The following is an 18,182-nucleotide window of genomic DNA, read 5'->3' as shown; positions in this document are numbered from 1 at the left end:
CCGATGGCTCTTATTGCGCGGCGGGCGCCGAAGCCGGCTGTTTATTATCAGCAGGCGCAGACTGCGGAGCCGGCGTGGTTGTGCCCGGCGCGGAAGCCGCAGGCGGTGCAGTTGCTCCAGCATTCGCTCCCGCATTCGCACCACCCGCCGCACCACCCGCCGCACCACCCGCCGCACCACCCGCCGCACCACCCGCCGCACCACCCGCCGCACCACCCGCCGCACCACCCGCCGGCGCCTCCCCCGGGTCCGTGTAATCCGGCACTGCCGCCGGCACCCCCGCCGGCGCGCCCGTAGCCGCACCAGACGCCGCATCGGGCGTCCCCGCCGTATCGCCCGGGTCCGCGTAGTTCGGCAGCGCGGCCGGCGCGCCTGCCGCAGCGCCTTTCGCCGGAACCGTCGCGGCGCCCGAGTCGCCCTCATCGTCGTATTCCGGCAGCGGCGCCGCGTTATCGCTCGTGCCGCGCAGACGCGCCCGCCGTTGCTGCGTGTACGCGTCGCGCACGAACGAGTATTTGTCCAACGCCGCCTGTTGCAGCAGATCCGTCGCGCCGAGCAGGTCCGAGCGCACGCTCACGAACTGCAGCACATACAGCGGATTACGCACCGCCGGCTCCATGTAGTTCAACGGATTGAACTTCACGTCCACCACCAGCCCCATGCTGTCGCGCACCGTGCTCGGGCCGAACAGCGGCAAGACCAGATACGGTCCCGACGGAATGCCCCAATGCCCAAGCGTCAGTCCAAAATCCTGGTGATGCTTCGGCAAGCCGGCGGGCGTCGCCCAATCGAGCAGGCCGCCAAGACCGAACGTCGAGTTGAACGCGAAACGGATGATGTCCTCGGTCGCGTCGGTGATCTTCAATTGCAGCAGCGCGTTCGCGGCGTTGCTGAGGTCGCCGAGGTTCGAGAAGAAGTTGCTCACGGCCGTGCGCAGCGGTTGCGGCGTCACCTTCTGATAGCCCTTCGCGACGGGCACCGCGACGTAGCGGTCGAGGCCGTCGTTGAAGTTGAACACCGCCCGGTTCATCGGCTCGAACGGATCGCCTGGCTTGCGCTCAGGACCGGTCGCGCAGCCCGATATGAGGCCGGTGGCGGCGAACGCCAGCACAGTGGTACGCAGTTTCATGCTTATATTCCTTGGTGCTTCGCGCGACGTGGGCGCGGCTTGCCCATCAGCACAGGTTGAAAAACCACGGCGCCGATGAGTGTGCAAAAGAGCGAAAGCGCCAGCAGGCGACCCATGCTGGACGTCCCCGGATGATGCGATAGCCAGAGGCTGCCGAACGCCGTCGCCGTGGTCGCGGCGCTGAACAGCACGGCATGCGTCAGGCTCGACTGCAACAGGCCGGTCTGGCCATTGCGCCACGCCATCACGAAGTAAATCTTGAAGGCCACGCCGACGCCGAGCATCAGCGGCAATGCGATGATATTCGCGAAGTTCAGCGGCATGCCGAACACCACGCACAATTCGAGCGTGACGAGCGCCGACACGAGCAACGGAACCAGCGTGCGCAACATGTCGCCGAGGCGCCGCAGCGCGACCCACAACAGGATCGCGATGGACAGCAGCGCCCAGCCGGCAGCCTGCAGGAACGCCTTGATGATCGTGTCCGCGGAATGCAGGATCGAGATCGGCCCGCCAATCGCGCCCGGCTCGGCCTTCTTCACCGCATGCGCGAAGCGGGCGAGCGCGACGTCGTCATTCGGATCGGCGCCCGGTTTTACTTTCGGCGCGATGTCGACGAGCGCCCGGCCATCTTTCGAGACCCAGCCCTTCGAAATTTCCTTCGGCAGATTGTCGCGCGTGATTTCAGTCGGCTGCAGCAGGTTTTCGAGTTGCTTGAGCGCAATGCGGAGCGGCTCGGACATCGCGTTTTCGGCGCGGTCGCGCGTGGCGGCATCGGCGGCGGCGAGCTTTTGCAGCGTGTCCGACAAGTGTTTGGCTTCGGCCGCGCCGGGGCCGGGGTGATCGTCGGCGGCGAGCGAGAGCTGGTTCGACGCGCGCTTGAGCGCCGCGACGCGCACGGCGTCCGTGGCTTGCGGCGCGGGCTGCTGTTGAAGCGCGGGCAGCAGTTGCTGCGCGGCGCTTGCGATCAGCATCATCTTTTGTTGCTGCTGCGCCGGAACGAACGTGTCGAGCGTCGTCACGCGGCCGACTTCGGGCAACGCGCGCAAGCGCTCGGCCATGCGGTCCGCGTCGACAAGCGAGGGCGCGAGCGCATGCACGTTGTTCACCGCGGCCTCGGGCGAATCCTTCAGCGACAACAGCGTGGCCATCGACTCCGTATGCGGATCTTTCAGATGCAGCGGATTGAAGTCGAAGTGCAGACGCGTGAGCAACGGCGTCGCGCCGATCACGACGATCAACGTGCCGATCAGCACGGGCTTGCGGTGACGAGCAAGGAAGTCGTCGACGGGAGCAAGCTGTTTGAAGCCAGGCGATGCGGGCTCGCCCGGCGGATTGAAGATCTTCAGCAATGCCGGCAGCAACGTCATGTTGGTCAGATACGCGACGAACATGCCGACGCCGGCAATCTCGCCGAGCTCGGACACGCCGCGATACGCCGTCGGCAGAAACGAGAAGAAGCTGAGCGCGACGGCGACCGCCGCGAGCGTGAGCGGCACGCCGATACTGTGCGCGGTATGGGCGAGGGCGGCGGACAGCCGGTCGTCGCGATTGCGCTCCTCACGATACTTGACGCCGAACTGCACGCCGAAGTCCACGCCGAGTCCGACGAACAGCACCATGAACGCAACCGAGATCATGTTCAGCGCGCCGACCATCATGAGGCCGAGCGCCGCGGTGATCGCCAGCCCGACGAAGAGCGTGATGAAGACCGCGGCGATCATGCGGCCCGAGCGCAGCGCGAGCCACAAGATCACCAGCACGACGACGAACGTGCCGATGCCGTTGAGCACTGCACCGTCCTTGACCGACGCGAATTCCTCGTCGGCGAGCGGCTGTTCGCCGGTCAGGCGCACGCTCGCGCCATAGCGCGAGTCAAGGTGCAGCGAAGCGGCTGTATCGCGGATCGCCTTCGACGCGCTTGCGCCGGGCTCGAGCGCATCGTAGTTCACGACCGGCTGCACGACCACGAATGCGCGCGCCGGATTGGTGGCCGCACTCTTATCGACGAACGCGCGCCACGAGAAGGCAGCGGGCTTGCCCGCCAGCACGAGATCGAGCGTGTTGGCGCTTTGCGACAACAGGCGGCTCATGTCCGAAAGCTTCACCTGGCCGATTTGCAGCGGCAGTAAGAGGCTCGTGGTGAGCGTGCCGGCGAGTCCCGTGAGACTCGGGTCGTGCGCGAGCGTGTTCACGAGCGGGCGCGACTGCACCAGTTGCGAGGTGGTCGACATGACTTCTTCCGTCGACGGGAACAGCAGGCCGTTGTGTTCGAAGAACGGCCCGCCGGCGGGCTGCGAGACCGCGACGAACTCCTTCGTCTCGGCCCTCAGCGCGGCCGTGAGCGCGTTCGCGGCAGCGTCGGCGAATTCGGGCGCGCGCGCCTCCACGACGACCAGCACCGTTTCGCCGCGATCGGGGAAGGCCTGGTCCATCGCATGCTCGAGCGTGGACCATTGCTTGTCCGTTTCGATGAGACGGCTGATGTCCGTGTTGATCTTGAAGTGATGCGCGACATAGATCCCGCTCAGGACGGCGAGCACGATCGACAGTGCGATGATCCGCAGCGGATGGCGCACCGAGTAGGCGACGAGGCGAACGATAGATGACTTCAGCATGTAGGCGGAGCTGGCCTTATCACGGGTGGCATTTTCAGGAAAGTGCACAAGTATACAGAGCCGGAGCAAACCGGACCGCATTCGACGGCAATGCGCGTCGGCGGCGCGTAGTCGCGTCGGCATCGCCGGCGTGCGCGGCATGGCCGGCAGCAAGGGCGGTAGCAAATGCGGCTCCCGGACGCGCCGTTGGATGGCACTGCTCGCCGGCATCGCTCGATGGGGCGGGAACGCAATCTCGGTATACTGGTCTATCCAGCTTTCGCCGCCAGCTTGCTTATCCGTTGTGCTTGCTGGTTCGCTGCTTCGCGGCTAGCGGGCGGCGCACACTTTTTCCAGGTTGCCTGAGCGTATGAAACGTTATCTATCTGCTTTTCTGGCTGCGGCCGTTGTGTCGACGGCTGCCTATGCGCAAACTGCGCCCGACGCCGTGGTAAAAAGTGCCGTCGAAGGCACGGTCTCGGCAATGAAGGCCGATCCGCAGGCACGCGGCGGCGATATGTCGAAGATCACGCAACTGGTCGAGACGCGCTTCGTGCCGGCAACCGACTTTCAGCGCACCACGCGTATCGCGGTGGGTAAGGCCTGGAGCACCGCGACGCCCGAACAGCAGAAGCAACTGTACGAGCAGTTCACGCTGTTGCTCGTGCGCACTTATGCTTCGTCGCTTTCGCAGTTGCGCGATCAGGACGTGAAGTTCAAGTTTCTGCCGGTCAACGCGCCGGGCGGCGCAAAAGACATCGTCGTGCAATCGCACGTGCTCAGCAATGGCGGCGATGACGCAATCGACTACCGGCTGACCAAGGGACCGTCCGGCTGGAAGATCTACGACATCAACATGATGGGCGCGTGGCTGATCCAGGTGTATCAGACGCAGTTCGCCGATCAACTGGCCAAAGGCGGCGTCGACGGATTGATCAAGTTCCTGACCGCGCATAACGCGCGCAGCGCGGGATAACTGCACTGCAAAGAAAGCTGCAAAGAAAAAGCGCGGTGGCCTCTAAAGCCACCGCGCTTTTTTATTCGATCCAACGCTCAGTGCGCAGCCGTAGCCGTCTGCACCTTCTTGCCCTTGCCCGCCACCTTGATCTCTTCCAGCTTGATCTCGACGTGGCGCGAGAACACGTACTCGGCCGGGCGCTGCTTGTCCAAAGGAATGTCTTTGGTGAAAGCACCGCTCGTCTTCGGGCCGCGCAAGCTCACCTTGAGCGCCTTCAGCGGATGCGCAACCGTATCCATCACGGCCGTCGCTTCGAAACCGCAGTGGACCATGCAGTCGGCGCACTTTTCGTAGTTGCCCGTGCCGTACTTGTCCCAGTCCGTGGTTTCCATCAATTCCTTGAAGGTCTTCACGTAGCCTTCGCCGACCAGGTAGCACGGCTTCTGCCAGCCGAACACCGTGCGCGCCGGGTTGCCCCACGGCGTGCATTCGTACGTCTGGTTGCCGGCGAGGAAGTCGAGGAACATGGCCGACTGGCTGAACGACCAGTTCTTGCCGTTGTTGCCGCGCTTGAAAATCTCGCGGAACAGATGCTTGGTCTTGTCGCGGTTCAGGAAGTGCTGCTGATCCGGCGCGCGCTCATACGCATAGCCCGGCGACACGGTGATGCCGTCCACGCCCATCGGCCCGACCGTGTCGAAGAACGCGGCCACGCGCTCCGGCACGGCGTCGTTGAACAGCGTGCAGTTGATGTTGACGCGGAAACCGCGGCGCTTCGCTTCCTTGATGGCCGCGACCGCCTTGTCGTACACGCCGTCTTGCGACACCGAATGGTCATGCATCTGCTGATCGCCATCCAGGTGAACCGACCAGACGAAGTACGGATTCGGCTCGTAGTCGTCCATCTTCTTTTCCATCAGCAGCGCGTTCGTGCACAGGTACACGAACTTCTTGCGCGCGATGATGCCCTTGACGATCTGCGGCATTTCCTTGTGCAGGAGCGGCTCGCCGCCTGCAATCGACACCACCGGCGCGCCGCATTCGTCGACTGCGCCAAGACATTCTTCCAGCGACAGACGCTGATTCAGGATGGGGTCCGGATAATCGATCTTGCCGCAGCCATTGCAGGCGAGATTGCAGCGGAACAGCGGCTCCAGCATCAGTGCGAGCGGGTAGCGTTTGTTGCCGGAAAGGTGCTGACGCATGATGTATGCGCCGACCCGGACTTTCTGTAGCAGCGGAATAGACAAGACGTCCTCCTTAAACTTCGCGTGCCGCGAGTGGTTGCATCAGCTTCGATGGCAACTTGAATTCGACTTTCTCTTCACGGCCCGCCATTGTCGTGACGTCGACGGGCCCCATTGCGCTCAGCGCATCAATTACGTTCTTGACCATTTCTTCCGGCGCCGAAGCGCCGGCCGTGATGCCGATGGTCTGCGCATTCGCAAACCATTCCTGCTTCACCTCCGAACCGTCGGCGACGAGATAGCTCGCCACGCCGCTTTCGCTGCCGATTTCGCGCAGCCGGTTCGAGTTCGAGCTATTGGTTGCGCCCACCACCAGCAATACGTCGACCTGCTTGCTCAACTCGCGCACCGCGGCCTGGCGGTTTTGCGTCGCGTAGCAGATGTCGCGCGTGTCCGGTCCGACGATGTCGTTAAACCGGCGCAGCAGCGCGTCGATAATGCCGCGCGTGTCGTCCACCGACAGCGTGGTTTGCGTGACATAGGCGAGCGGCGTATCGACCGGCAGGTTCAGATGCTCGACCTCCGCTTCGCTCTGCACCAGCAGGACCTTGCCCGGAATCTGGCCGATCGTGCCTTCCACTTCCGGATGCCCGGCATGGCCGATCAGGATCAGCGTGCGCCCGGCGGCCACATATTGGCGCCCCTGCACGTGAACCTTGGTGACGAGCGGGCAGGTCGCGTCCAGCACGTCGAGGCCGCGCGCTTCCGCGTCGCGTTCGACCGTTTGGGCGACGCCATGCGCGCTGAAAATCGCCACGGCGCCTTGGGGCACTTCATCGAGTTCTTCGACGAAACGCGCGCCTTTCTGACGCAGATTGTCGACCACGTGGCGATTGTGGACAATTTCGTGGCGCACGTACACGGGCGCGCCGTGCTGCTGCAGCGCCCGATCGACAATCTCGATTGCACGAACAACGCCCGCGCAAAAGCCGCGGGGTTGGGCAAGGATGACTCGCATATGTTGGCGGACTCCGACTGACGCGGGTTTCGAAGAAGCCGGAAATTCTGACTTTATCGCCGCGACCATCTAATTAGTTAGCGTCTTGAGCTCCGGCGACGTGCCGGGTACAGCAAAACCAAACGCGCATTCTAACGCTATCAGGCCAGCTTTGCTTTGGCGGCCCCGCCACAGTGTTGGGCGCACGCGGCACTTTCAATCGGCGCGCCGATAATTCGGGCGGCAATAATTGCACGCTGCATCGCTTTGGCGGAACCCTTAAACTACGTCGTCCCGTGGAGCGCTTCGCGCCCACATTAAAAATGATTGCGACGCTTGCTGGAAATCGAGGGTAACGCTTAATGGGCCTGGTGGCGGTAATTCTGTTTTTTCTCTCCTGTTTGTCCCTGCTAATTTGGGCCGTGCTGCTGTTCGCTCGGGGCGGCTTCTGGCGCGCGCGGCCGGCCGCGCCGCTCACGCCCGCGCCGCGCGACGCGTGGCCCGCGGTGGCCGCCGTGGTGCCCGCCCGCAATGAAGTCGACGTCATTGCCGAAGCCGTCACGACGCTGCTGGAGCAGGACTACCCCGGCGAGTTTCACGTGATCGTCGTCGACGATCACAGCACCGACGGCACCGCCGACGCCGCCCGCGCGGCGGCATTGCAGCTGCAATGCCCGGACCGCCTGACCGTGCTGAGCGCGAAGCCGTTGCCGCCGGGCTGGTCGGGCAAGGTGTGGGCGCAGTCGCAAGGCATCGAGGCGGTGCGCACGCTCGGCTTGCCCGCGGATTTTCTGCTGCTGACCGACGCTGATATCGGTCATCCGCCCGACGCCGTCACGCAACTCGTGACCCGCGCCGACGTCGAAAGCCGCGACCTGGTCTCGCTGATGGTCCGCCTGCGCTGCGATTCGTTCTGGGAGAAGGCGCTGATTCCGGCCTTCGTGTTCTTCTTCGCGAAGCTGTACCCGTTCGCGTGGGTCAATAACCCGCGTAATCGCACGGCGGCCGCGGCGGGCGGCTGCATGCTCGTGCGCCGCAGCGCGCTCGAGGAAGCGGGCGGCATCGAATCGATCCGCGCTGAATTGATCGACGATTGCAGTCTGGCCGCGCGCATCAAACATCGCGGCGCCGGGCGTCACGCAATCCGGCTCGACGTGGCGGCGCGCAGCGTGTCGCTGCGTCCTTACGACAGTTGGCGCGACATCTGGAATATGATTGCGCGCACAGCGTTCACGCAACTGCATTATTCGCCGGTGCTGCTCGCGGGCACGCTCGCCGGCATGACGGTCATCTACCTCGTGCCACCCGTCGCCGCGCTGGTGCTCGGGCCGACCGGCTGGCCCGCATGGCTCGCCTGGGCGGCCATGTGCTGCGCGTATGCGCCGATGCTCAGCTATTACCGTCGCTCGCCGCTGTGGGCGCCGTTTCTGCCGCTCATCGCGCTGTTTTATGTCGGCGCGACGTTCGCGTCGGCGGTGCGCTACTGGCGCGGGAAAGGCGGGCAATGGAAGGCGCGGGTTCAGGCGCCGGTGCAGGAACGTTGAGATGGGTGCGGCCCGCATCGGGCCGCACGAAGCAGTGCAGGGCGGTAACGAAAAAGCGGCGCACACGCGCCGCTTCGTCATTTAGCCCTTGGTCAGCAGCATATAAAGCTGAATCACCATATCCGGCGAAAAAGTGAACGGCACCCAACCGTGACCGGTATGGCGCATGACCAGCAGACGGTCGCCGTTCGACTGCTTCTGCACGGCCATGACCGGATTCTTCGTCGACACGAAACGCCAGCCCGGCGGAATGCCTGGCGGCGGCTCCGGCGTCATCGACGCGCGCGCGTTCGACAGTTCCTCGATCAGTTGTCCGATCTGCTCGGCACGCAGCGCGACGGTCTGACCGCCGATCGTCATGGTGATTTCGTTCTGCGCCGGACGATTGATTTCGAGCGTGGGCGGAACCGGCTCTGCGGCGGCTTCGTTCACCGCAACATCAACTTCCGCGTCAACCGCTTCTGCTTGCGCTTCGTCCGCTACGGACGCAGCCTGCTCCGCCACCTCATGCGCGGCGTTCTCGTTGCGTGTCTCGGGGATATTCTCGGCCGGCGGGGCCACGACAGCCTGAATGAGCTGATCGACGCCCACTTCCAGCGCGCCGAGCTGTTCGTGAAGATTCATGCGAGGTTTCTCTGATAAGACCCACGATTTTAACTGCTGCGCGCAGGCTTTTACCTTTCGCAACCACAGCGACGTTGTAACAAAATGCTTGTGCTACGGCTTCAGATAGCCGGCCTGCCGGAACCATTCGAGCGCATCGCTCAAACCCTCGCGATACGGCCGGGCTCGATAACCGAGTTCGCGCTCGGCCTTCGCGGAACTGAAATACATTTTGTTCTTCGACATCTTCAGTCCGTCGACGGTCACGAACGGTTCGCGCTTCGTGAACCTGGCGACGGCTTCCGCGCCCACGGCAAGCGGATAAAGCGGCCAGCGCGGCAAGCTGATGGTGGGCGCCTTGCGGCCGGTCAGCGCCGCGATGTCCGCGAGCATCTGCTGAAGCGGCAGATTTTCGCCGCCGAGAATATAGCGTTCGCCGATCTTGCCGCGTTCGAGCGCGAGAAAGTGGCCTGCGGCGACATCGTCGACGTGCACGAGATTCAGGCCGGTGTCCACGAAAGCGGGAATCTTGCCGAGCGCCGCCTCGACGATGATGCGTCCGGTCGGCGTCGGCTTCACGTCGCGCGGACCGATCGGCGTGGACGGATTGACGATCACAGCCGGCAGCCCGTCTTGGGCGATCATGCGCTCGACCGCGCGCTCGGCCAGCACCTTGCTGCGCTTATACACGCCGATGGCCTGATCGGCTTTGAGCGGCGAGGTTTCGTCCGCGGAATTGCCGGAGTTGGTCACCTTGAGCGTCGCCACGCTGCTCGTGTACACGATGCGTTCGACGCCTTCCTTCAACGCCGCGCGCATGGTGGCCTCGGTGCCTTCCAGATTCGAGCGCTCGATCTCGCTCGGGTCAGGCGCCCACAGCCGGTAATCCGCGGCGACGTGCAGCAGGTAGCGCACGCCGCGCAGCGCGTTGCGCATCGACGCTTCGTCTCGCATATCGCCGACGACGATTTCCGCGTCGAGCGATTCGACGTTTTGCCGTGGACTGGTGGCGCGCACCAGCACGCGCACTTTGAAGCCCTTCTGTTGCGCGATGCGCGCCACCGACGACCCGACGAAGCCGGATGCGCCGGTCACGAGCACGAAATCGCGATTCTGTTCGGTCATTCTGTTTCCGTTTCCTGCGTGACAGTCGGGGGATTGTACGTGGCGCGCGCGGCCGCTGTCGCCCAAGCAGGGTCGCCGCGACCCGACTAGAATGCCGGCTTGAAAGATTGTGAGGAGAGAACGGCATGGCCCCGGATCTGGATGAGCGGATCGAAACGTATTACGTGCGCGTGCGCGGCACCGTGCAGGGCGTCGGCTTTCGTCACGCGACGGTGCGCCAGGCGCACGCGCTCGGCATCAAGGGATGGGTGGCGAATCTCGAGGACGGCTCCGTCGAAGCCATGTTGCAGGGCGCGGCGAATCAGGTCGACCGGATGCTGTCGTGGCTGCGGCACGGGCCGCCGGCCGCGCGCGTGACCGAAGTGAGCGGCGAAGAACGCGCGACGGAAAAACGCTACGAGCGTTTCGAGCAGCACTGAGCGGTAAGAGGCTCAACCGCGGCGCCGTCTGACGCAAAAAAACGGCGCGCGATTTTTAGCATCGCGCGCCGCTTCGACTAGCTGCGTTGAAAAATCCGCAGCGTTATGAAAAGCCTTAAGCGCCCAGCCTGGCCTAGCGCGCCACCAACAGGCTCTCCGCGAATCCCCACTCGTTTTCCACCCACTGATGGCTGCACGCAAAGCCCGCGTCGTCGGCGATCGCGGGCATTTCATCGGCGCGATATTTGTGGCTGCTTTCGGTCCAGATCGTCTCGCCTGCCTTTAGCGTGACGGTGAGCTTCGCGGCCGCGATATGCGCGCTCACGTCGCGTTTCGCGCGCAAATGCATTTCGATGCTGCGCGCGTCCGGATTGAAACGCGCGACGTGCTCGAACGCGTCGAGCGGAAAATCGCCGCCCAGTTCGCGATTGATGCGCGCAAGCAGATTCAGATTGAACGACGCGGTGACGCCGATTGCGTCGTCGTAAGCGGCAATCAATGTGGGCGTCGGCTTGATGAGATCGGTGCCGAGCAGAAGGGCATCGCCGGGCGCAAGCATGTTGCGGATGTCGCGCAGAAAACGCGTCGCCGCAAGCCGGCCGAAATTGCCGATCGTACTGCCGAGGAACAGCACGAGTAGCCGCTCGTCGGCCGCGCGCTTCTTGCTGACTTCCGCGAGACCGGCCAGATAATCGCGTTCGTAACCGACAATCGAAATACGCTCGATGTCGCCCAGTTCGCGCCTGCACAACTGCAACGCGCTGCGCGAAATTTCAATCGGGCAGTAAGAAGTGGGGCGCTTTTTACACAGCGCTTCAAGAATGCGCCGCGTTTTGCGGCCGCTGCCGCTGCCCAGTTCCGCGACCGTCACATCATGAGGCAGATGCTCGACGATGTCCGCGGCGTGCTTCGCGAGCAGCCGTTCTTCAGCGCGCGTCACGCCGTATTCGGGCAACACGGTGATCACTTCGAACAACGCGGAGCCGACTTCGTCGTACAGATACTTGGAGGGCAACTCTTTCTGCGGCGAATGGGTGAGGCCGGCGCGGACGTCGGCGGCGAAAGCTGAGCGTAGATCTGGCGATGCGTCGTGCGAGATGGCTGGCTGGGTCATGCTGGCTCCAGTAGTCACATTCGGTTTGCGGGATTCGTGCGGGACGCCGGCACGCGTGCGAGTGTGCGATGCGTGCTGCGAAGGAAGCAGGTCCGGAAAAGCCGGCCCGGCTCGTGGATGTTGCAAACGCTGCAGGATGATCCCGAAGCAAGTTTCGCGCTTGAGCGACGGCGTGCTGCGTTGCGGATGCAGACGCGCGGGCGTTACCGCCCGCGCGCGTGAAGTTATGTTCTAGTTCATCGACGCGAGATGTGCACGGATTAATTTGCCGCTGCAACGCGAAAAAGCGCAGAACGCGCGCAACGATGCCGCGAATGCCACGTCGATAATCCGGCTAGAATGCCCGGCTTGCATCGTCAGATAAAAGCAGAAACAGCGGCACGTAAGCGCTGCCGCTCACCGACTTTCACATCGAATGACAACAACTATAGCGATGCGCCACCATGCCGCGCGACGGGCCGCGCAATGAACGCCTATTCGCCGAAGCGCGGCATTGCCTTATCGATTAGCGCCTGTGCGATGTTCGCGTTGCTGTCGGCTTACGCGACGCTGCTCGCGCCGCTTAGCGGCCTCGACATTTTCGCGTGGCGTATCGTGTGGACCGTGCCTGGCGCGCTGTTGCTCGTCGCGTTGCGCAAACGCATGCCGATTCTGCGGCAGCTTCTTTACCGGATGGTGACGCAACCCACGCTCGGCCTCGCGATGATCGCGGCCGCCGCGCTGCTCGGCGCGCAGCTATGGGTCTTTCTGTGGGCGCCGCTGCATGGGCGCATGCTCGAAGTGTCGCTCGGCTATTTCCTCTTGCCGCTCGTAATGGTGCTGGTCGGGCGCTTCTACTATCGCGAGCGCCTCGACGGCTTGCAGTGGGCCGCTGTCGTCAGCGCGGCCGTCGGCGTCGGTCATGAATTGTGGGTGACGGGCGCATTCTCGTGGCCGACGTTGCTGGTTGCGCTCGGCTATCCGCCGTACTTCGTGTTGCGCCGCAAAATCCAATACGATTCGCTTGCGGTGTTCACCGTCGAAATGATCTTGTTGCTGCCGGCCGCGGTCGCGTTTGTCGTCAGCGGAGGATCGTTGCCGCTTATCTCCGGGCGCATCGACATGTGGTTGCTGCTGCTGCCGGGGCTTGGCCTGCTGAGCACGCTCGCGTTGGCTTCGTATCTGACGGCAAGCCGTCTGTTGCCGGTCGCGTTGTTTGGGATTCTCGGCTACGTGGAGCCGGTGTTGCTGGTGCTGGTGTCGATCACGCTGCTCGGCGAAACGTTGAGCGCCGCGCAACTGGCCACGTATGTGCCGATATGGATCGCCGTCGCGCTGACGGCGCTGCATAGCATGCGGTTCTTGCGCTTCGGCTGAAAGATTAAAAGACTGAAGCCGCACGGTCCATGAGGCAAGGCGGCGCGTGTTATCGGTGTGCCGCGGCGCGGTCTTCGTTGATGCGCGTCGGCCCTACCTCGCGTTCTATCGCCTCACGCAATGCAGGCCGCCAGCCGATGCCGAACAGCGCTTCGGCCAACACAAACAGCGGTCCGATGAGAAGCCCAATTACATCGTCGATAAAAGCCGGCTTGCGATGCTCGTAGGCAACGTGCCCGATAAACTGAAACACCCAGCCGATCACGAAGAGCCCAACACCCGTTGCGAGCCAGGCCAACGTGGACTGCGCGGCGATCCACTCGCCGAATGCGATGCACAGCGCGGACACCACGGCCATCATCAAACCGAGCGGCACGTCGAGCACGAGGTAATAGAGCGTGGCCGCGACGAACAACAGCCACGCCGGCGATAACGCGAACGGCCACCCGCCCGGCACAAACGACGGACGGCTCAGCAGCACCGCCAACGCCAGCACGATCAGCGGAATGCCGATGAAATGCGTGGCGATGTTGCGCCGGTCGCGATGGTAAGCCGCATACTGCGTAAGCTGTTGCGTCAGCGTTCTCATGGATGCCGCTCCTCGGTCAAAGTCAGCATAATCGCGGCGATCGAAATTTGAAACCATCGGGTAGCCGACAATCGACAATCGGCAGTCCGCACTGGCGCGATTCATATTCAATGACCGAAGCTCTTTCTCCCACTCAGCTTGCCACGCGGCTCGCACGCAGCGCATGGTTTCGCTCGGCGCCGGCCGCGTTGCAGACGCAATTGATCGACGGCGGGCGAATTGAGCGCCTCGCTGCCGGCGAGCGTCTTTTCACGCGCGGCGATTCCGACGACGGCCTCTATTGCGTGCTAAGCGGTCTGATGCGGATCGGCGCCGCGAGTGTGAGCGGCAAGGAAGCGCTGCTTGCTGTCATCGAGCCAGTGAACTGGTTCGGCGAGATCGCGCTGTTCGATGATCGTCCGCGAACGCACGACGCGTATGCCGAGCGCGAAACCGAACTGTTTCATGTGCCGCGCGCCGCACTCGCCGCGCTGCTCGAACGCACGCCGGCCTATTGGCACACCTTCGGCTTGCTGCTCACGCAAAAGCTGCGTCTCGCCTTCGATGCAATAGAAGAAGCCGCGTTGCTGCCGGCCGCGCAACGCGTCGCGCGGCGCTTGCTGCTGATGGCGGGCGGCTATGGCGACGCGGGCGTCATGCGGCGTGTTATCGGCGTGCCGCAGGAAGATCTCGCGATGATGCTCGCGCTGTCGCGGCAAACCATCAATCAGGTGCTGAAGCAGTTTGAAACGCAGGGCGCGTTGAAGCTCGGCTATGCGGAAATAGAAATTGTCGATGCACGCAGGCTTGCCGAGTTTGCGCAGTCGAACGCGAAACAGGATTAATGGCGTGCGCGCATGTGCAGGCATAGCGCGATTGCCATCACAACCATTGCCCCGCTGAAAAACCCCATGAAAAAAGGGCGAATCATACGATTCGCCCCTCCCTGAACGGCTCCGCCCGGCTTCGATTATCTGCTTCTAGCTTTTAATACATGCGTGGCCGGTGCGCGCCGAAACCGTACACGTGTTATTGCGTTTTGGTCGTGCCGGTCTTTGTGCCGTCGGCGTTCACCGGCGCGGTGCTGGTCTGCTGCGTGCCGTCCGTTTTCGTTTTCGCAGCGCTCGAATCGGCCGGCGTCTTCTTCACGGCTTTATGCTTCTTCGTGACGTGCTTCGAGGACGTCTTCACATGCGACTTCGCGGTCGTTGCAGTCGTTGCCGAAGGCGCTTTGGCCGTGGCCGCGCTGTCGTCCGACGCGCCGGTTTGCACGGCGGTGCTTGCCTTCAGATTCGCCTGGCCGGCGGGCTGCGTTTGCGCGGGCTGCGCGGATTGAGACGCTGCGGGTGCCGCCGTTTGAGCGAAAGCGGTCGACACGAGCAGAGCGGAAGCGAGAGCGGCGAAAAGCGTCTTCATGGTTTTGACTCCTTGTTGAACCGGTGGATTCCTGTTTGGATTCCTGATCGCGGCTGAATTGTTCAGCGCTGCCGGTTTAACGCAGTCCGGAAGACAGCAGTTGACGATGCTCTGGTGACAAAAAGTAACTGGGGCGCAGTCGCGGAAACATATCGGCATGCGACTACGCTGCGCTTTAGACGTTACTGAAACGGGTTATCGACGACGCCCGGCTTCGCGTCTGGTTCCTCTTTCACTTTCGCGGGCAGCGCCGGCTGCGCCTGCAACGCCGCCACGATCGCATCCACCGCCTGCTTCAATGCAAGCGCGGCCTTCAGCCCGCGCTGATCCTGCGTGAGTTCGAGCGTGCCGTTGAGTACGACGCGCGTCGTGCCGTTGCTCACGGTCATGGCGTCGCCCTGGATGTTGAGCACGTCGTCGTCGTTCGAATAGGGTTTAAACACCTTTGAGTCCTCCCGGTCGCTGATCTTTGAGGTTTACTCATAAGTAGACAGCATATTGCCCCCATCTACAAGTAACGGCAGAATGGACCGCATGAATCCAATTCGCGATAAGCATGAGTGCGAGGCGGTTCAGGCACCTCCGTTTGGTAAGTCGTGTAGTGGCGGATCAGAGGCTTTACGGGCGAAGATTCGTGGGAGAAAGAAGCGGGCGGCGGGCCAGCGACCAAAGTAAAGGCTGCCCATAGTCTTTGATGCGGCCGACTGTGTTGTACGGGCGGGGGAAACGTCGACAGGATTCGCTTTCCTCCCTACACTGTTGATTTGCACTGAATCCTGACCCACGATTTGCATTGAATTCTGACCCACCCGTTGGACCAGCTTTGCGGGTTATTCGGTGGGTATCTGGGTCTTCTTTCTCTCCTTTTTGGGCTGTGTCGTGCTGTTTCTGAAACGATAGCTATCGTTGCCTGTTTCTACAATGTGGCAGTGGTGCGTAAGCCGGTCGAGCAGCGCGGTCGTCATCTTGGCATCGCCAAACACACTGGCCCACTCGGCGAAGCTCAGATTGGTGGTGATGATGATGCTGGTTCGTTCGTAGAGCTTGCTAAGCAGGTGGAACAGCAACGCACCGCCGGTCTGGCTGAAGGGCAGATAGCCGAGCTCGTCCAGCACCACAAGATCGGCATACATAAGTCGTGTGGCGAGCTGTCCGGGCTTGCCCACGAGCTTCTCCTGTTCGAGTGCGTTGACCAGCTCGATGGTGGAGAAGAAGCGCACCCGGCGGCGATGATGTTCGAGAGCCTGCACACCGATCGCGGTTGCCAGATGCGTCTTTCCCGTACCGGGTCCGCCCACCAGGACGATGTTGTGCGCCGAGTCGATAAACTCGCACTCGTACAACTGCCGCACCAGCGCCTCGTTGGCATCGCTGCAGCTGAAGTCGAAGCCGCCGATATCGCGATACGCCGGGAAGCGCGCCACCTTCATCTGGTAAGCGAGTGAGCGCACTTCCCGTTCTGCAATTTCTGCCTTGAGCAATCCGGCAAGCACCAGTGAAGCCGCCTTGTAGGCCGGCGAGTCCTGAGCGGCGAGCTCGCCCAGTGCCTGAGCCATACCGTGCAGCTTGAGTGACTTGAGCATCTGCATCATCACGTCAGGCTGCATGATTGTCCTCGCGGTCTCTTAGCCGATCATACCGGCCGACATTGGCCTGCGGCTCGACGGTCAGCGTGAACGCCTGTGGCGTCTGCAGCGGTGGCACAGGCGGGCTGTCAAGCAGGCGGCTCAGGATGTTCAGCACCGTCGGCTTGTTCGGCGCGCCAGCCTCGAATGCCAGCTCGACGGCAGCGAGCACCATCTGTTCGTCGTGCAGCAGCACGAGCGCCAGAATCTCGACCATCTCCCGGTCGCCCCCCGGGCGCTTGAGCAGCACGCCCTGCAGCTTGCGGAAGCCAGCTGGAAACTCGGTGAAGGGTGCACCGTTGCGAAGCGCTCCCGGTTTGCGCTGCAGGACTGCCAGGTAGTGACGCCAGTCGTAGATGGTCTCGCCGTGGTTGTGGCTGCGGTTGATACGCCGTTCGTGCTCGGCGATCACCTGACCTCCGGCGACGAAGACAAGCTTTGCGGCATACACGCGCAGGCTGATGGGCCGGTTGGCAAACGACGCCGGTACGCTATAGCGGTTGCGCTCGAAGTTCACCAGGCAGGTGGGCGAAACGCGCTTGGTATGTTCGACGAAACCATCGAATGGCTGGCCCACCGGCATCAGGTGTGGACGCTCGGCCGCCCACGCATCCCAAATGGTCGTGTCGTGCTCCGGGTGCCGCGTCTGTTGCCACAGCAGCACGCACTGGTCGGCCAGCCAGTCGTTAAGCGCGGCGAGCGAGCCGAACGCCGGCGCTTTCTGCCAAAGCCGGTGACGGCTGTCCTGGACGTTCTTCTCTATCTGCCCCTTCTCCCAGCCCGAGGCGACATTGCAGAACTCGGCGTCAAACAGGTAGTGACTAACCATCGCGCTGAAGCGCGCGTTGACCTCGCGCACCTTGCCGGGTCGCACTCTGTCAACGGCGGTCTTCATGTTGTCATAGATGCCGCGGCGTGGAATGCCGCCCCAGGCGACGAACGCGTGATAGTGCGCGTCGAACAGCATCTCGTGAGTCTGAAGCAGGTAGGCGCGCAGGAAGAAGGCGCGGCTATGGCTGAGCTTGAGCTGTGCGACCTGCAGCTTGGTGCGCTCGCCATTGATAACGGCCCAGTCCTCGCTCCAGTCAAACTGGAACGCTTCGCCAGCGGCAAACCGCAGCGGCACGAACGTTCCCCGTCCCGTTGTCTTTGCCTGCTCGTGCTGCTCCTGCCGCCAGCGCCGAGCGAACGCCGCCACCCGGTCGTAAGAGCCGGTGAAGCCGAGCGCGCACAGATCTGCGTGGATCTGCTTCAGGGTTCTTCGCTGCTTGCGGGGCCGGTTCGCTTCGGTCTTCAGCCAGCTCGAGAGCTTCGCAGCGAACCCGTCGAGCTTGCTGGGACTGTGTCGTTCCGGATAGGCGGGCAGGACCGTACCGGCCCGAATGTAACGCCGGACCGTGTTTCTCGACACGCCCAGTCGTTTGGCAATCTCGCGCAACGAGACATGATCGCGAAAGTGCCAGCGTCGGATGATGCTCAATATAGCCACGTCGATCACTCCGTTCCCCTGCCCGTTCCCGAGCAGGTCAGTGTTCTACGTGGGT

At 63.0% G+C, this 18,182-nt stretch carries 17 protein-coding genes; 5 read left to right on the top strand and 12 right to left on the bottom strand.

Translation table 11 applies throughout. From position 1 onward, the window contains the following. Positions 1 to 10: 10 nt before the first annotated feature. Together BGRAMDRAFT_RS04320 and hpnN are read right to left on the bottom strand one after the other, a co-directional pair. The gene (locus BGRAMDRAFT_RS04320; RefSeq protein WP_006047441.1) at positions 11 to 1,129 is read right to left on the bottom strand and encodes an MlaA family lipoprotein; all 1,119 of its coding nucleotides are present in this window, start codon (positions 1,127 to 1,129) and stop codon (positions 11 to 13) included. 2 nt (positions 1,130 to 1,131) lie between these two features. Then, positions 1,132 to 3,747: a hopanoid transporter HpnN gene (gene hpnN, locus BGRAMDRAFT_RS04315; RefSeq protein ID WP_044020290.1), complete on the bottom strand. Its 2,616-nt coding sequence runs from the start codon at positions 3,745 to 3,747 to the stop codon at positions 1,132 to 1,134. 349 nt (positions 3,748 to 4,096) lie between these two features. Here hpnN and BGRAMDRAFT_RS04310 point away from each other — a divergent pair, with 349 nt between their 5' ends. Next, entirely contained in the window at positions 4,097 to 4,702 is a 606-nt protein-coding gene (locus BGRAMDRAFT_RS04310) for an MlaC/ttg2D family ABC transporter substrate-binding protein (RefSeq protein WP_006047439.1), read from the top strand. Positions 4,703 to 4,779: 77 nt separating this feature from the next. Here the strand turns inward: BGRAMDRAFT_RS04310 and hpnH are convergent, their stop codons facing one another. Both hpnH and ispH read right to left on the bottom strand, forming a co-directional pair. Then, complete coding sequence (gene hpnH / locus BGRAMDRAFT_RS04305; RefSeq protein WP_006047438.1) at positions 4,780 to 5,934, bottom strand: adenosyl-hopene transferase HpnH; 1,155 nt, start codon at positions 5,932 to 5,934, stop codon at positions 4,780 to 4,782. A gap of 10 nt (positions 5,935 to 5,944) precedes the next feature. Next, positions 5,945 to 6,889, bottom strand: a complete 945-nt coding sequence (ispH, locus tag BGRAMDRAFT_RS04300; RefSeq protein WP_006047437.1) for a 4-hydroxy-3-methylbut-2-enyl diphosphate reductase — start codon at positions 6,887 to 6,889, stop codon at positions 5,945 to 5,947. A gap of 341 nt (positions 6,890 to 7,230) precedes the next feature. On the opposite strand from ispH, the gene BGRAMDRAFT_RS04295 reads away from it, so the two are divergent. Continuing rightward, positions 7,231 to 8,412 carry a glycosyltransferase gene (locus BGRAMDRAFT_RS04295; RefSeq protein WP_006047436.1) on the top strand — a complete coding sequence of 394 codons (1,182 nt, stop codon included), beginning with the start codon at positions 7,231 to 7,233 and terminating at the stop codon, positions 8,410 to 8,412. 81 nt (positions 8,413 to 8,493) lie between these two features. Here BGRAMDRAFT_RS04295 and BGRAMDRAFT_RS04290 read toward each other — a convergent pair whose 3' ends face one another. Both BGRAMDRAFT_RS04290 and hpnA read right to left on the bottom strand, forming a co-directional pair. Continuing rightward, positions 8,494 to 9,036 (bottom strand): hypothetical protein, encoded by a 543-nt coding sequence (locus BGRAMDRAFT_RS04290; protein ID WP_006047435.1) that lies wholly within the window; start codon positions 9,034 to 9,036, stop codon positions 8,494 to 8,496. 93 nt (positions 9,037 to 9,129) lie between these two features. Continuing rightward, the gene (gene hpnA, locus BGRAMDRAFT_RS04285; RefSeq protein WP_006047434.1) at positions 9,130 to 10,140 is read right to left on the bottom strand and encodes a hopanoid-associated sugar epimerase; all 1,011 of its coding nucleotides are present in this window, start codon (positions 10,138 to 10,140) and stop codon (positions 9,130 to 9,132) included. Between the two features lie 125 nt (positions 10,141 to 10,265). On the opposite strand from hpnA, the gene BGRAMDRAFT_RS04280 reads away from it, so the two are divergent. Next, positions 10,266 to 10,559 (top strand): acylphosphatase, encoded by a 294-nt coding sequence (locus BGRAMDRAFT_RS04280; RefSeq protein ID WP_006047433.1) that lies wholly within the window; start codon positions 10,266 to 10,268, stop codon positions 10,557 to 10,559. Positions 10,560 to 10,692: 133 nt separating this feature from the next. Here the strand turns inward: BGRAMDRAFT_RS04280 and egtD are convergent, their stop codons facing one another. Beyond that, entirely contained in the window at positions 10,693 to 11,673 is a 981-nt protein-coding gene (gene egtD, locus BGRAMDRAFT_RS04275) for an L-histidine N(alpha)-methyltransferase (RefSeq protein WP_006047432.1), read from the bottom strand. Positions 11,674 to 12,138: 465 nt separating this feature from the next. Here egtD and rarD point away from each other — a divergent pair, with 465 nt between their 5' ends. After that, a complete protein-coding gene (gene rarD / locus BGRAMDRAFT_RS04270) occupies positions 12,139 to 13,029 on the top strand; it encodes an EamA family transporter RarD (protein WP_006047431.1) in 891 nt (296 codons plus the stop codon). 49 nt (positions 13,030 to 13,078) lie between these two features. Here the strand turns inward: rarD and BGRAMDRAFT_RS04265 are convergent, their stop codons facing one another. After that, entirely contained in the window at positions 13,079 to 13,618 is a 540-nt protein-coding gene (locus BGRAMDRAFT_RS04265; RefSeq protein WP_006047430.1) for an Mpo1 family 2-hydroxy fatty acid dioxygenase, read from the bottom strand. A gap of 110 nt (positions 13,619 to 13,728) precedes the next feature. On the opposite strand from BGRAMDRAFT_RS04265, the gene BGRAMDRAFT_RS04260 reads away from it, so the two are divergent. Continuing rightward, positions 13,729 to 14,442 carry a Crp/Fnr family transcriptional regulator gene (locus BGRAMDRAFT_RS04260; protein WP_006047429.1) on the top strand — a complete coding sequence of 238 codons (714 nt, stop codon included), beginning with the start codon at positions 13,729 to 13,731 and terminating at the stop codon, positions 14,440 to 14,442. Between the two features lie 184 nt (positions 14,443 to 14,626). On the opposite strand, the gene BGRAMDRAFT_RS04255 is transcribed toward BGRAMDRAFT_RS04260, so the two are convergent. From BGRAMDRAFT_RS04255 to istA, 4 genes are all read right to left on the bottom strand, one after another. Further along, entirely contained in the window at positions 14,627 to 15,013 is a 387-nt protein-coding gene (locus BGRAMDRAFT_RS04255) for a hypothetical protein (RefSeq protein WP_006047428.1), read from the bottom strand. A gap of 182 nt (positions 15,014 to 15,195) precedes the next feature. Further along, positions 15,196 to 15,456 (bottom strand): hypothetical protein, encoded by a 261-nt coding sequence (locus tag BGRAMDRAFT_RS04250; RefSeq protein ID WP_006047427.1) that lies wholly within the window; start codon positions 15,454 to 15,456, stop codon positions 15,196 to 15,198. A gap of 387 nt (positions 15,457 to 15,843) precedes the next feature. After that, entirely contained in the window at positions 15,844 to 16,620 is a 777-nt protein-coding gene (istB, locus tag BGRAMDRAFT_RS04245) for an IS21-like element helper ATPase IstB (RefSeq protein WP_006046815.1), read from the bottom strand. After that, positions 16,610 to 18,136 carry an IS21 family transposase gene (istA, locus tag BGRAMDRAFT_RS04240; RefSeq protein ID WP_044020281.1) on the bottom strand — a complete coding sequence of 509 codons (1,527 nt, stop codon included), beginning with the start codon at positions 18,134 to 18,136 and terminating at the stop codon, positions 16,610 to 16,612. The genes istB and istA overlap by 11 nt, the downstream gene beginning before the upstream one ends. Between the last annotated feature and the right edge of the window lie 46 nt (positions 18,137 to 18,182).

The sequence above is a fragment of the Paraburkholderia graminis C4D1M genome, from assembly GCF_000172415.1.
In the GTDB taxonomy this organism is placed as follows: Bacteria; Pseudomonadota; Gammaproteobacteria; order Burkholderiales; family Burkholderiaceae; genus Paraburkholderia; species Paraburkholderia graminis.
Note: the sequence above shows the minus strand (reverse complement) of the source record. Positions and strands in the feature narration are given on the sequence as shown.

Coding starts and splice junctions, on each gene's coding strand:
- BGRAMDRAFT_RS04320 (WP_006047441.1), bottom strand. CDS start 1,129: ATGAAACTGCGTACCACTGTGCTGGCGTTCGCCGCCACCGGCCTCATA.
- hpnN (WP_044020290.1), bottom strand. CDS start 3,747: ATGCTGAAGTCATCTATCGTTCGCCTCGTCGCCTACTCGGTGCGCCAT.
- BGRAMDRAFT_RS04310 (WP_006047439.1), top strand. CDS start 4,097: ATGAAACGTTATCTATCTGCTTTTCTGGCTGCGGCCGTTGTGTCGACG.
- ispH (WP_006047437.1), bottom strand. CDS start 6,889: ATGCGAGTCATCCTTGCCCAACCCCGCGGCTTTTGCGCGGGCGTTGTT.
- BGRAMDRAFT_RS04295 (WP_006047436.1), top strand. CDS start 7,231: ATGGGCCTGGTGGCGGTAATTCTGTTTTTTCTCTCCTGTTTGTCCCTG.
- BGRAMDRAFT_RS04290 (WP_006047435.1), bottom strand. CDS start 9,036: ATGAATCTTCACGAACAGCTCGGCGCGCTGGAAGTGGGCGTCGATCAG.
- hpnA (WP_006047434.1), bottom strand. CDS start 10,140: ATGACCGAACAGAATCGCGATTTCGTGCTCGTGACCGGCGCATCCGGC.
- BGRAMDRAFT_RS04280 (WP_006047433.1), top strand. CDS start 10,266: ATGGCCCCGGATCTGGATGAGCGGATCGAAACGTATTACGTGCGCGTG.
- egtD (WP_006047432.1), bottom strand. CDS start 11,673: ATGACCCAGCCAGCCATCTCGCACGACGCATCGCCAGATCTACGCTCA.
- rarD (WP_006047431.1), top strand. CDS start 12,139: ATGAACGCCTATTCGCCGAAGCGCGGCATTGCCTTATCGATTAGCGCC.
- BGRAMDRAFT_RS04265 (WP_006047430.1), bottom strand. CDS start 13,618: ATGAGAACGCTGACGCAACAGCTTACGCAGTATGCGGCTTACCATCGC.
- BGRAMDRAFT_RS04260 (WP_006047429.1), top strand. CDS start 13,729: ATGACCGAAGCTCTTTCTCCCACTCAGCTTGCCACGCGGCTCGCACGC.
- BGRAMDRAFT_RS04255 (WP_006047428.1), bottom strand. CDS start 15,013: ATGAAGACGCTTTTCGCCGCTCTCGCTTCCGCTCTGCTCGTGTCGACC.
- istB (WP_006046815.1), bottom strand. CDS start 16,620: ATGCAGCCTGACGTGATGATGCAGATGCTCAAGTCACTCAAGCTGCAC.